Consider the following 12,382-nt stretch of genomic DNA (forward strand, 5'->3'; position numbering starts at 1 on the left):
CTATTTTGTCCTTTTTTGTATTTTAAGGACATGCATACATTCCTGATCATTGTCCCCGAAGGGGGCATGCTGTTCGAACCGACCGGCATCGCCGACATCCTGATGCAAGCTAATCGCTTGAGGCCCAAGGATTCTCCTCATCCGCCCTATCAGGTCGAAATTGCCACCACCCAGTCGCATCGCGTCATTCACGGCATGTCGGGTTTGAATCTGTTGGCCGACCATCGGCTGGCAGATCTTGACCCCGCATTGCCGCGCGACACCGTAATGATCACCGGCAAAGGCTCGACTCCTGAAGAATCCGCACTGGTCGCCAACTGGATCAGCCGCGCCGCGCCTCATGCCAAAAGAGTGGTATCGATTTGCGGCGGCGCGCTGCTGCTGGCAGAGGCGGGTCTGCTCGACGGCCGCCGCGCCACCACCCACTGGCGGCAGCTGGATAACCTGCAAAATAGCTATCCCAAAGTGCTGGTCGAGAAAGGGCCGATTTATCTGCAAGACGGCAATGTCTGGACCTCGGCGGGCGTCAGCTCGGGCTTTGATCTCACGCTGGCACTGGTGGAAGATGACCACAGCTTCACCCTGGCGCGCGACGTCGCACAGGATCTGGTGATGTTCCTGCGTCGTCCTGGCGGGCAGTCGCAGTTCAGCCGTTTCCTGCTCAGCCAGTCCAATACCCCCGGCCCTATCCGCGACCTGCAAAGCTGGATCCTGCAAAATCTTTCCGGCGACCTGTCGGTGGAAAAACTGGCCGAGCGCGTCGCCATGAGTCCGCGCAACTTTACCCGCGTCTTCACCCGAGAAACCGGCAGCAGCCCGGCGAAATACGTCGAGGAAGTGCGTCTTGACGTGGCCCGTCAGCACCTAGAGCAAAGCTCAGACAAAATAGAACAGATCGCCGCCATAACCGGATTTGGCAATAGCCTGAACCTGCGCCGGGTATTCGAACGCAATCTGCAACTCACGCCGTCTGATTACCGCGAACGCTTCTACGCGCGTAACATGGCTTAAATTGATTCTTATTTGTCATTTACGCCAACTTGCCAAAGCACTATTTTGAAACCAGACAACTCACCAAGGAGTACATCATGGTCAAAGTAGGCATTAACGGTTTTGGTCGTATTGGTAGAAACGTTCTGCGCGCCGCGCTCGGCCGCAGCGATTTTCAAGTCGTGGCCATCAACGACCTGACCGACAGCAAAACCCTCGCGCACCTTCTTAAATATGACTCACTGCAGGGCACCCTCGCGGCCGATGTCGAAGCTTCCGAAGGCCAGCTGAAAGTGAATAGCAACGCGATCCGCGTTTTCTCTGAGCGCGATCCGGGTGCAATACCATGGAGCAGCGTTGGCGTCGAACTGGTCATTGAATCCACCGGCTTCTTCACCGAAAAAGCCAAAGCCGAAGTGCACATCACCAAAGGCGGCGCCAAGCGCGTGATCCTCTCCGCGCCGGGCAAAGACGATGACATCACCGTGGTAATGGGCGTTAACCATGAAAAATATGACCCGGCGCAGCACAAAATTGTCAGCAACGGCAGCTGCACTACCAACGGTCTGGCCCCGGCGGCGCAGGTCCTGCATCAAAGCTTCGGCATTGAGCACGGCCTGATGAACACCACTCATGCCTACACCAACAGTCAGGCACTGCATGACCAGCCGGAGAAAGACCTGCGCGGCGCACGTGCGGCGGCGCTGTCGATTGTTCCTTACTCCAGCGGCGCGGCCAAAGCCTTGGGTAAAGTCATTCCTGAGCTGGACGGACGCCTGACCGGCTACTCACTGCGCGTGCCGGTGCCAGTGGTTTCCATCGTTGACCTGACCGTGACGCTAAAACGCGATGTAACTGCTGAAGAAGTGAATAACGCCTTCCGCAAAGCCGCAGAATCCGGGCCACTGAAAGGGATTTTGGGCTACAGCGATGAGCCGCTGGTGTCGAGCGATTATCAGGGTGATGCGCGCTCGTCGATTATCGACGGACTGTCCACGCTGGTGATTGGCGGCAATCTGGTGAAGATCCTCGCGTGGTATGACAACGAATGGGCCTTCTCAAACCGTCTGGTGGATTTAGCCGTGCTGATGGACCAGCGAGGTTTGTAATCCAGCGTGAAGAACAGTTCTGGCCCGCCATTGTGCGGGCCTTTTGCTAACTGTAAAACCATCCATTTTTAGCGATCTTCTTGGCCGCAATTACGTCTCACCAATTCCCGTAGGGATAGGTTTTGCCTTTGATGAAAGCCTTTGTGTCTTCTCCATATTCATAGCCATTAGAAAATCGGGTAATACCTTTACAGAAATTTAGCTGGTCTCCGGAGAGTGTTTTTAGAGTTGAGGGTGTAACACGGTAATTAGGCTCAGTTCCTATCCCCCGCAGCCAAACAGCGACCTTCCCTTTGGGGGCTAAACCAATTTGCACAGTGTCATAATAAGCTGTGTTACCTACATAATCCTTTAATTCACTGGGTCTAGACATTTTGTCCTGAATTGATTGGGGAAATGAAATGTGAGTTTCATAAACCCTTTTATCAATGATCGAGTCCCAGCAAAATATCATAACCTTAGGAGGAGCTTTGATCCTATTCCAATGCCCACCGGGTGCTCTTGATTGATCATTCCACTTACCAATAACCTTATCTAGGGACGCAGTACTGTCTAAGGTGTTGAATCGATAATCAATCTGATTAATATCAAGAATTGCGACAAAGGTGACGAGGGCAGGCAACGCCTTTGGTGTGAAAAAATTAAAGCGCCACGCCCTAGCTTTGGTCGGGGTATCTTCTAGATTTGTAGCATGGCAACCCATTACTGTTAGTAGTGGGATCAACACAACCAGACGTGTTATTTCCATATACCTTTACCATCCATATTAAGCAGCCCTCTTGGCCACAATGAGATCTCACCAATTCCCGTAGGGGTAGGTTTTTCCTTTGATGAAATCTGGCGTCTCACCGTAATATTTGTAGCCATTTGGATGCTTGGTAATGCCTTTACAAATATTTAGCTGGTCACCTGAAAGCGTTTCCATGGCTGAAGGTATAACGAGATAATTGGGATACTTACCAACATCTTGCAGCCAGACAGTCACTTTTCCTTCAGGTGCCAAACCTATAATCATGGTGTCGTAATAGACCTCTGTTCCACGCCGATTTTTATGATCCGCAGGGGTGATCATTTTTTCCCAAACAGATTGTGGGAAGCTTATCGATGTTTCATATACCTTCATATCGATAACTGAGTCCCAGCAAAACACCATAGCTTTAGGCGGATGCTTGGCTTTATTCCATGTCACCGACGAACGACGAATATGCTGACTCCATTTACCTACACTGTCTGGGTTATCCTGAGTTCCATCGAGCGTGTTGAATTGATAAACAATATCGTCGGTATCAAGAATGGACGCGAAAGTCACTAGCGAGGGCAATGCCTTGGGGGTAACAAAACTAAATCTCCACTCGCCATACGGCAGTGAGAACGGATTGGAGGCATCAGGGCGAGTATTACCAGCAGTAGCTTGGCAACCTACTAATGTCAAAGCCAATAAGCTTGCGGCCAGACGTGTTATTTCCATATACCTTTACCATCCATATTAAGCGGCCCTCTTGGCCGCAATTACGTCTCACCAATTCCCGTAGGGATAGGTTTTGCCTTTGATGAAAGCCTTTGTTTCTTCTCCATATTCATAGCCATTAGAAAATCGGGTAATACCTTTACATGCATTTAACTGGTCACCTGAAAGTGTTTCTATGGTTAAAGGTGTAACGTGGTAATTGGGATACTTACCAACATCTTGCAGCCAGACAGTCACTTTTCCCTCTGGAGCCAGACCAATTGTCATCATGTCGTAATACACTTCCAAGCCACGATAATTTTTATGTCCTGCGGGCTTCCTCATTTTTTCATCAAGGGAGGCAGAAAAGGACAGGCGGGTTTCATAAACCTTTTTATCGATGATGGAGTCCCAACAAAAAATAAGGTGTTTAGGCGGATTTTGAATTTTGTTCCAGTATCCAGGCGGATTACGAGGCCTATCTCCCCAGCTTCCCACTATTTCTGGGCCTGTATGTGTCTTATCGAGGGTTTTAAAGCTATAAGCGTTGCCTTTGGTGTCCATAACAATGGCATAAGTCACTAAAGCTGGCAGAGCTTTGGGAGTGATAAAAGTAAAGTACCACTCTTCTGGAGCAGCCCTTTCTGAATTAATAGTATTGGCTTCAACGGCGCTTTGACATCCCGTTATAATTAATGCCGAAAGAAGCACAGCCAGACGTGTTATTTCCATATATCTCTACCATCCATTTTAAGCGGCCCTCTTGGCCGCAATTACGTCTCACCAATTCCCGTAGGGGTAAGTTTTCCCTTTGATGAAATCCGGCGTCTCACCGTAATATTTGTACCCATTTGGATGCTTGGTAATGCCTTTACAGATTTCCAAATTCTCACCTGTAAGCGTTTTTAAAGTTGAGGGTGTAACACGGTAATTGGGTTGAGTTCCTATCCCTCGGAGCCAAACAGCAACCTTCCCTTCAGGGGCTAAACCTATTTGCACGGTGTCATAATAAGCTGTGTTACCTACATAATCCTTTAATTCACTGGGTCTAGACATTTTGTCCTGAATTGATTGGGGAAATGAAATGTGAGTTTCATAAACCCTTTTATCAATGATCGAGTCCCAGCAAAATATCATAACCTTAGGAGGAGCTTTGATCCTATTCCAATGCCCACCGGGTGCTCTTGATTGATCATTCCACTTACCAATAACCTTATCTAGGGACGCAGTACTGTCTAAGGTGTTGAATCGATAATCAATCTGATTAATATCAAGAATTGCGACAAAGGTGACGAGGGCAGGCAACGCCTTTGGTGTGAAAAAATTAAAGCGCCACTCCCTAGCTTTGGCCGGGGCATCTTCTAGATTTGTAGCATGGCAGCCCATTACTGTTAGTAGTGGCAGCAAAACTGCCAGACGTGTTATTTCCATATTTTTTTTCCATCCATATTATAGACCGTTCGGCGCCAATGTTCGTCTGGTCGGTTGGTAAAGGTCACTAGTTTTGCGGGTTTGACAGCACCAATAGGCAGACCTTGTTCATCTTTAATTACGCTATTCCAGTTAGCGGAGCAGTGGAGATACTTTTTAGCTAACACATTGAGTTCCGGAGATACAAAAACATATTTAGTGTCACCACTGCGTACAGCTCGACCAAGGCGAACTGCTTTTTCACTGAGATAATTCAGCTCTTCCGGTAAGGCGAAATCGGGCACACTTTCATCAATCGGATCGAATTTCACCCCCGCCTCTTGTGCAGCATCTAGCATCACTCGTAGGGATACTTTTGACCAGTCATTGTAGGTGGTTCGGTCGAGAGTCAGTGCCGCGGCGCTTCTTTTTTGTAATCTGCCGTAATGGTCAGCAGGCATCCTGTCGTCATGCCAAGTTTTAACGTCTATTTCGACATTCTGACAAATTGAATTAATGGCCGGGAATTGATTCATCTCTTTGAGCTTTTGCACTGTTTGCTGATAAACCCTTGTCTGAGTATCGTCAGCTGAGAAGGGAACAGTTTCAAACTGCGGTCGAGTCAGAAAATAGGCTTCATGCTCCACCGGATTATAACCCCCTCCAATATCGGAATGTGCTCCGGGTAACTCCACTTCTGGCCATGCGGGTTTCACACTGTTGAGAGCGAAGTTAAATCGGCACTCGTGCTGGGCAGTAATGTGGAAGACTTTTTCTGCTACACCGGGGCGCAGTGCAATATTCACATCACCGGTATCCGCTGTATGAGGGTTAAAGCCATTTACAGGAGTGCCGATGGCGGCCACGGTATCAAAAATGCCAATAAACCGGGTTTTACCTCCCGGAGTGCCGCTGAATTCAACGTTGCCTAATCCCGCTTTTATCGCGGCAATAATTTGAGGGTCTTGATAGAACACGCGATTAGCAAAATGCCGAGCTGCGGCGGCACCACGGCTAAAGCCAAAGATATCGAATTGCAATTCTTTAATAATGCAAAAACGCGCATCTGGATTGTTGTAGAAATAATCATTAAAGCCATCAATTAACATTCTGACAGCTTTATCGGTCTTTTTAACTACTCCAGTATCGCCAGTTCCTGTGCCCATACCATAGGTACTATCACCTTCGCCTGTTTCAGTTCCAATTCCTTCAATATAAATTGCATGCTGACCATAACCGGTATCCACAGTGATTTTTTGGTTATATAAGGTATTAAGCCAGTGCACATTCGTATAGTAACCGAGATGGCTCCCAGCAGAAGTGCCGCTGTAACCACGTTTTATTTGGATACAACGCGCGTAAGTTGATGTTGCATCCTGATTATTCATCTCATAATGCTCTGCACTACATGCCTTGAGACGCGCGTCGGTGTTGTTGGCATTATTCCCCGTACCATCAAAGAACACGCCGAGGGTTAAGGTAATTTCGCGTTTCGGTTTCTTTGCCGCCTGCCCGCGCTGCTCCGGATCTGCGCTTGTGCTCTTTGCCGCCGTTTCTTCGCCGATGAATTCATAGGTGTCATTCACCATTGATGGAATGAATTCTGCATTGCACGGGCAGCTACTTCTACTGTGCAGCGTACCGGCAAATTTGCGGCCGTTAATGGTGTCATGGGGAATGTGCCCCACAATGATGTAAGTGCCGGGGTGCTTGCCGCAGCTAACCCTATCCTCTTCCCTTGCCACCGCTCTGCCAAACAGCGTGTGGGTAAAATCCCCCTCCAGAATGATACCGCCACAGGTAGTTTCGTCCTCGACGACCAGATAATAACCTATTGTCATTAGCGCATCCCCCAGGCTGGAGTGAAGCTTGAAACAAGGTTTTTTGCCGCATAATAGGGGTTGTTAAGCCGCAGGCTGGGGGAAAGGGGCAGATGAGTTGAAAGGCCAGATTGAACGATTTTCAGCCAATGTGCAGGCGTGCTCCTGCTGTGACGCAGCGTATCCATATTAATTTCCTTTTTTATATGGTTATTCCGCGCTCATTTTACCCATGGCTAGCGTTTCGCCAAAGGTTACTTTTCATTATTGAGTTACAGGGGGTTTCCCCACTAAGATTTCCTGTCAGCGCGCCGCAATATCTGGCCCGACGGCAAGAAGCTGGCGGGTGGGAGGATGACATAGCGCCGCGTCGATTAAGCAAGATGAAGGCCAGAGAATATATCCTATATTCTCTGGTTGGAATGTCGGCAAAGTCTGGACTTAAGCTGGTTTAAGATAAGCTAGAACTAACCCTTTTTTGCTAGATTTTACTTAAACCAGCACACCCAAACTCGCGGCGTCAAAGTCGTGCAGTTGGTCCTGATTGCCGTTGCGGATTTTGCTGACCCAGTGCGGGTCGCTGAGCAGCGCGCGGCCGACGGCGATTAAGTCGAACTCGTCGCGTTCCAGGCGTTGTAGCAGGTTGTCGAGGCTGGCGGGCTGCGCGCCTTCGCCAGTGAAGGAGCCCATAAAGTCATTCGACAGGCCGACCGAGCCGACGCTGATGGTCGCAGCGCCTGTCAATTTCTTGGCCCAACCCGCGAAGTTCAGACCGGACTCCCCATCAATCTCAGGGAACTCTGGCTCCCAGAATCGGCGCTGCGAGCAGTGCAATATATCCACGCCCGCCTCGACCAGCGGAAGCAGCCAGTCGGTCATTTCATCAGGGGTAGTCGTCAGGCGGAAGGCATAGTCCTGCTGCTTCCACTGGCTGACGCGCAGGATCAGCGGGAAGTCTGGCCCTACGGCCTCGCGCATGGCTTTCACTACCTCGGCGGCGAAGCGAGAACGCTGTTTTAGCGTCGCGCCGCCGAAGCTGTCGGTGCGCAGGTTAGTCGCCGCCCAGAAGAATTGGTCGATGAGATAGCCGTGCGCGCCGTGGATTTCGGCGACGTCAAAACCTAAGCGTTTGGCGTCTGCGGCGGCCTTAGCGAAAGCAGCGATGGTATCGGCAATCGCCTCTTCGCTCATGATCTCTCCGCGCGGCTGGCCCGGCCCAATCAGCCCTGAAGGGCTTTCTACCGGCGCGTCGGGTACCCATTCGGTCATAAAGCTGGCAACGGAGCCGGTATGCCACAGCTGCGGCCCCATCTTGCCTCCGGCGGCGTGAACCTCGTCAATCACCTTTTTCCAGCCTGCCAGCGCCTCTTCGCCGTGGAAGAAAGGGATATTGGCATCATTGCGCGACGCCGGGCGGTCAATCACCGTCCCTTCGGACAGAATTAATCCGACATCCGCCGCCGCGCGGCGCTGATAGTAAGCCGCCACGTTATCGCCCGGCACGCCGTTGGGCGAGAAAGAGCGGGTCATCGGCGCCATCACAATACGGTTTTTTAACGTCAGATTTTTTAACTGGAAAGGCTGAAATAGGGCATCTACATTCGCTTGGCTCATGATTGAATTCTCTCTATGTGGTTAGCAAAGATGAGGGTATATTATGTATACCTAGTGTCAATGAGGCACCAAAACGCTACCAGGTATCGTTAAGGAAACCACTGTGTCGATTCAAAAAGCCCCCTGTGCAACCAAGGATTGCCCGCACCGACTGCTGTTGGACCAGATTGCGGATAAATGGTCCGTGCTGATCCTCAGCGCCCTGTGCGAGCAGCCGTTACGATTTAATACAATTAAGCGCCAGTTAGATGGCATTACTCAGAAGGCGCTGACGCAAAGCCTGCGTAGACTTCAGCGCAACGGGATTGTGGATCGCAAGGTGATCACCGCCTCGCCTATCGCGGTGGAATACCACATCACCCCCTTGGGACGCACATTGAAAGAGCCGTTCGGCGCGCTCTTCAACTGGACGATCAGCTATCTGCCCGAGGTGGAAAAAGCCCGGCAGAAATTCGATTTAAATGCCGAAGAAGAGTAAAAATGCCACTTTATCAGCCCTATTCATTGGCTGTATTTGTTCGATTTATGCAACAAATCGTCAACCAGATGAGGGTTTATCTCGCATTTTGAATCTAATAAAGTGGCGCATATGACGGATGACGAGAGAAAGGCGCGATGCAAGACTTTAAATTACTGTATATTTTTGACCCACTTTGCGGCTGGTGTTACGCCAGCGCGCCGGCATTAGCCAGCCTCGCGGCGGCCTTTCCACAGCAGTTAGAGTTGATGCCAAGCGGCCTGTTCTCAGATACCGGGGCGCGAGAGATGTCACCGTCATTGGCCACCCATGCGTGGACCAACGATCAGCGCATTGAGTCACTGACGGGTCAGGTATTTAGCGAAAAATACTTTAATCAGATCCTGATGAGCACGGATGGGCGTTTTGATTCTCAGGCGATGAACCGCGCGCTGACGGCCATTCGCCATCTCGACGCCACATTAGAAACACAAATTTTGCATCACTTACAGCACGAGCGTTATGTGAACGGGCAAGACACTTCGGCTCCCCAAGTGGTTGCCAACATTGCCGCGCAGCACGCGCAGGCGGCAGGTTATGAGCTAGATGCCAGCGATTTTGCCCTGCGTCTGGCTCACGACGAAGCGCTGGCTGAACAAACTCATCGGCGAACCCAGACCACCCAGGCGCTGATGGATAAATTGGCAGTCAGAGGCGTACCTCTGTTGCTGGTGCAGACGGGCGATCGTTATGAGCAGATCAGCGGCAAACCCCTTTATGTTGACCCGCAGGCGCTGGTCGCGGTCATCAATGAGAAAGTAAGAACCGCCGCCCGTTAATTAGGCCGATTTCGCCGGGTACTGCTCGTCAGTGACTTTCTCCAGCCACTCGACCGGGCTGCCGTTAAGTGATTCAGCAATGGCGATGTGCGTCATTGCTGTCTCACTGGTTGCGCCGTGCCAGTGTTTCACCCCTTCAGGTATCCAGACAATATCCCCCGGATGTATCTCTTCCACCTCGTGACCCCATTTTTGAACCCAGCCACGGCCTTGGGTGACAATCAGCGTCTGGCCTAAGGGATGGGTATGCCACGCGGTGCGTGCGCCGGGTTCAAAAGTCACCGTCGCCCCACCAACCCGCGCCGGTTCGGTCGCCTGAAAAGGGGCGTCAATCCGCACTTTGCCGGTGAAATAGTCTGCCGGACCGGCCTTCGATGGCTGTGAACCGTTGCGTAAGATCTTCATGCTTTGCTCCTGAAAAGTATCTGCTAAAAAAGGCCGTGCTGCCATTAATCAACGTTACAGAGATTCATTGCCCGCGACTAGGCCGCAAATCTGCAAACGGCTATGAGCATAATTCATCAATATCGCACGGGCCGTTGGCGCGGATTAATGAGGAAAACTCATAAGCTCATACCGATTATGGCAACTAATCAAATAATCACTCCACCTCTACACTGCTGTTATCCCCCCTAAGGAGTGAGCACAGTGAAAACACGTAAACTAGGTAATAGCCAACTTGAAGTTTCATCCATCGGCCTTGGCTGCATGGGATTAAGCTACGGCTATGGCCCGGCCACTGAAAAAAACCACGCTATTGCCCTTATTCGCGCAGCCTTCGAGCAAGGCGTGACGCTGTTTGATACGGCGGAGGCCTATGGCCCCTACATTAATGAACAACTGTTGGGAGAAGCCGTCGCGCCGTTTCGCCAGAAAGTTGCTATCGCCACTAAGTTTGGATTTGAGTTTGACGGCAAAGGCGGGCAAAGCGGCATGAACAGCCGCCCTGAGCATATTCGGGCCGTGGCCGAGGCGGCGTTAAAACGGTTGAATACCGATGTTATCGACCTCTTTTACCAGCACCGCGTCGACCCACAGGTGCCGATTGAAGAGGTCGCAGGAACGGTAAAAGAGCTCATTCAGGAAGGTAAGGTGAAGCATTTTGGCCTGTCCGAAGCCAGCGCGCAGACCATTCGCCGTGCTCACGCCGTTCAACCAGTGACCGCGTTGCAAAGTGAGTATTCGCTATGGTGGCGCGAACCGGAGGCGGAAATCTTGCCAACTCTGGAAGAGCTGGGCATTGGCTTTATCCCCTTCAGCCCGCTGGGCAAGGGCTTCCTGACGGGTGCAATAAATCAGGACACCACCTTCGATAGCAGCGATTTTCGCAATATTGTGCCGCGCTTTTCTGTAGAAGCGCGCAAGGCCAATCAGGCGCTGGTGGCTCTGCTCGAGCAAATCGCTCAACAAAAAGGGGCAACGCCGGCGCAAATCGCCCTGTCGTGGCTACTGGCGCAAAAGCCGTGGATTGTCCCTATTCCGGGGACCACCAAGCTCTCTCGTCTGCACGAGAATTTAGCCAGCGCGGACATTGCACTGACTCAGGAAGAGCTAGGTAATATTGAGAAAGTGCTGGCAAGCGTGACGGTAGAAGGGGCGCGTTACCCTGAGCATTTGCAGAAACGCGTCGGCAATTAAGCCGATTGCTATCATCAGAGGGAGAGTGCCGCAGCGGGCACTTTCCCTGCTGCTTTAGGCTTTATAACGCAGCGCATCCACCAGCAGCGCGAAGGCCGAGGTGTGCTGCCGACGGCTCGGGTAGTAGAGATAATAGCCGGGAAACTCCGGGCACCAGTCCTGCAAAAACTCCACCAGCTCACCGCTTTTCAGCTCTTCTCGCACATTGTCTTCCGGCACCAGCGCCATGCCAAATCCTGCTAGCACCGCCTTCTTGATTTGCGCATTGGAATTGAGGATCAGCTGCCCATCAACCCTGACGCGCAGCGGCCGCCCTGCTTTTTCAAACTCCCAGGCGTAAATCCCGCCCAGCGTGGGCAGGCGCAAATTGATGCAGCTATGCTGCTGCAGATCATGGGGCGTCAGTGGCGCAGTTTTCCCAGCGATATAGGATGGCGTGGCGACCACCGCCATGCGGAAATCTGGCCCAATGCGCACGGCAATCATATCTTTGGCGACCTGCTCGCCAAGGCGAATTCCGGCGTCAAAGCGATCGCTGACAATGTCCCGCAGGCCATAATCGATGGTAACTTCCACCTTGATGTCCGGGTAATCCGGCAGAAATTTTTCCAGCTTCGGCCACAGCACAGTATTCGCCGCGTGTTCTGCCGCCGTGATGCGAATAGTGCCGGCGGGCTTATCTTTTAGCTCGGTGATAGCCGTCAGCTCGTCTTCGATTTCCGCAAGGCGCGGCGCGACTCTCTCTAAAAGCTGCTCGCCCGCCTCGGTGGGCGCAACGCTGCGCGTGGTGCGAGTGAGCAGGCGAACGCCCAAGCGCTCTTCCAAACCGCGAATAGCATGACTCAGGGCCGATTGCGAAACGCCCAACTTTGCCGCAGCGCGGGTGAAGCTCTGCTCTTTAGCCACCACGGAAAACGCAATCAGGTCGTTAATATTTGCTCGCAACATTAATGATTTCTCTTCATAAATTCATTTAAATTATACGTGCTGGAGAAATGCCTGCCCAGCGCGTATCTTTTAGAGTGAAATCAAGCACTCCCCCAGCTAATCAAATGAGG

14 protein-coding genes are annotated in these 12,382 nt (G+C 51.5%); 5 read left to right on the plus strand and 9 right to left on the minus strand.

Annotation, left to right across the window (positions count from 1 at the left end; all coding sequences use genetic code 11):
- The first annotated feature begins 30 nt into the window (after nucleotides 1–30).
- The gene (locus ACT3RR_RS16520) at nucleotides 31–1,011 is read left to right on the plus strand and encodes a GlxA family transcriptional regulator (protein ID WP_353504087.1); all 981 of its coding nucleotides are present in this window, start codon (nucleotides 31–33) and stop codon (nucleotides 1,009–1,011) included.
- Nucleotides 1,012–1,088: 77 nt separating this feature from the next.
- The gene (gap, locus tag ACT3RR_RS16525) at nucleotides 1,089–2,099 is read left to right on the plus strand and encodes a type I glyceraldehyde-3-phosphate dehydrogenase (protein WP_496200745.1); all 1,011 of its coding nucleotides are present in this window, start codon (nucleotides 1,089–1,091) and stop codon (nucleotides 2,097–2,099) included.
- Between the two features lie 97 nt (nucleotides 2,100–2,196).
- Here gap and ACT3RR_RS16530 read toward each other — a convergent pair whose 3' ends face one another.
- The 7 genes from ACT3RR_RS16530 to ACT3RR_RS16560 all read right to left on the minus strand — a co-directional run bounded on the left by ACT3RR_RS16530 (nucleotide 2,197) and on the right by ACT3RR_RS16560 (nucleotide 8,390).
- Nucleotides 2,197–2,847, minus strand: a complete 651-nt coding sequence (locus tag ACT3RR_RS16530) for a DUF2931 family protein (protein WP_496200746.1) — start codon at nucleotides 2,845–2,847, stop codon at nucleotides 2,197–2,199.
- Between the two features lie 48 nt (nucleotides 2,848–2,895).
- Complete coding sequence (locus tag ACT3RR_RS16535) at nucleotides 2,896–3,567, minus strand: DUF2931 family protein (RefSeq protein ID WP_496200747.1); 672 nt, start codon at nucleotides 3,565–3,567, stop codon at nucleotides 2,896–2,898.
- A 48-nt stretch (nucleotides 3,568–3,615) separates the two neighbouring features.
- The gene (locus tag ACT3RR_RS16540) at nucleotides 3,616–4,278 is read right to left on the minus strand and encodes a DUF2931 family protein (protein WP_485903447.1); all 663 of its coding nucleotides are present in this window, start codon (nucleotides 4,276–4,278) and stop codon (nucleotides 3,616–3,618) included.
- A 48-nt stretch (nucleotides 4,279–4,326) separates the two neighbouring features.
- Complete coding sequence (locus ACT3RR_RS16545) at nucleotides 4,327–4,977, minus strand: DUF2931 family protein (RefSeq protein WP_496200748.1); 651 nt, start codon at nucleotides 4,975–4,977, stop codon at nucleotides 4,327–4,329.
- Entirely contained in the window at nucleotides 4,968–6,797 is a 1,830-nt protein-coding gene (locus ACT3RR_RS16550) for a phospholipase effector Tle1 domain-containing protein (protein ID WP_496200749.1), read from the minus strand. The genes ACT3RR_RS16545 and ACT3RR_RS16550 overlap by 10 nt, the downstream gene beginning before the upstream one ends.
- On the minus strand, nucleotides 6,797–6,964 hold the full coding sequence (locus ACT3RR_RS16555) for a hypothetical protein (RefSeq protein ID WP_496200750.1): 168 nt from the start codon (nucleotides 6,962–6,964) through the stop codon (nucleotides 6,797–6,799). The genes ACT3RR_RS16550 and ACT3RR_RS16555 overlap by 1 nt, the downstream gene beginning before the upstream one ends.
- A 304-nt stretch (nucleotides 6,965–7,268) precedes the next feature.
- Entirely contained in the window at nucleotides 7,269–8,390 is a 1,122-nt protein-coding gene (locus ACT3RR_RS16560) for an NADH:flavin oxidoreductase (protein ID WP_496200751.1), read from the minus strand.
- A 103-nt stretch (nucleotides 8,391–8,493) separates the two neighbouring features.
- Between ACT3RR_RS16560 and ACT3RR_RS16565 the strand changes: the two genes are divergently transcribed.
- Entirely contained in the window at nucleotides 8,494–8,868 is a 375-nt protein-coding gene (locus ACT3RR_RS16565; protein ID WP_353504080.1) for a winged helix-turn-helix transcriptional regulator, read from the plus strand.
- Nucleotides 8,869–9,005: 137 nt separating this feature from the next.
- Nucleotides 9,006–9,686 (plus strand): DsbA family protein, encoded by a 681-nt coding sequence (locus tag ACT3RR_RS16570; protein ID WP_496200752.1) that lies wholly within the window; start codon nucleotides 9,006–9,008, stop codon nucleotides 9,684–9,686.
- Here ACT3RR_RS16570 and ACT3RR_RS16575 read toward each other — a convergent pair whose 3' ends face one another.
- Complete coding sequence (locus ACT3RR_RS16575; RefSeq protein WP_486032279.1) at nucleotides 9,687–10,091, minus strand: (R)-mandelonitrile lyase; 405 nt, start codon at nucleotides 10,089–10,091, stop codon at nucleotides 9,687–9,689.
- 243 nt (nucleotides 10,092–10,334) lie between these two features.
- Here ACT3RR_RS16575 and ACT3RR_RS16580 point away from each other — a divergent pair, with 243 nt between their 5' ends.
- The gene (locus ACT3RR_RS16580; RefSeq protein WP_496200753.1) at nucleotides 10,335–11,324 is read left to right on the plus strand and encodes an aldo/keto reductase; all 990 of its coding nucleotides are present in this window, start codon (nucleotides 10,335–10,337) and stop codon (nucleotides 11,322–11,324) included.
- Between the two features lie 54 nt (nucleotides 11,325–11,378).
- On the opposite strand, the gene ACT3RR_RS16585 is transcribed toward ACT3RR_RS16580, so the two are convergent.
- The gene (locus ACT3RR_RS16585) at nucleotides 11,379–12,272 is read right to left on the minus strand and encodes a LysR family transcriptional regulator (RefSeq protein ID WP_496200754.1); all 894 of its coding nucleotides are present in this window, start codon (nucleotides 12,270–12,272) and stop codon (nucleotides 11,379–11,381) included.
- Nucleotides 12,273–12,382: the final 110 nt, after the last annotated feature.

The organism is Ewingella sp. AOP8-B2-18 (assembly GCF_052376015.1).
Taxonomy (GTDB): domain Bacteria; phylum Pseudomonadota; class Gammaproteobacteria; order Enterobacterales; family Enterobacteriaceae; genus Ewingella; species Ewingella allii.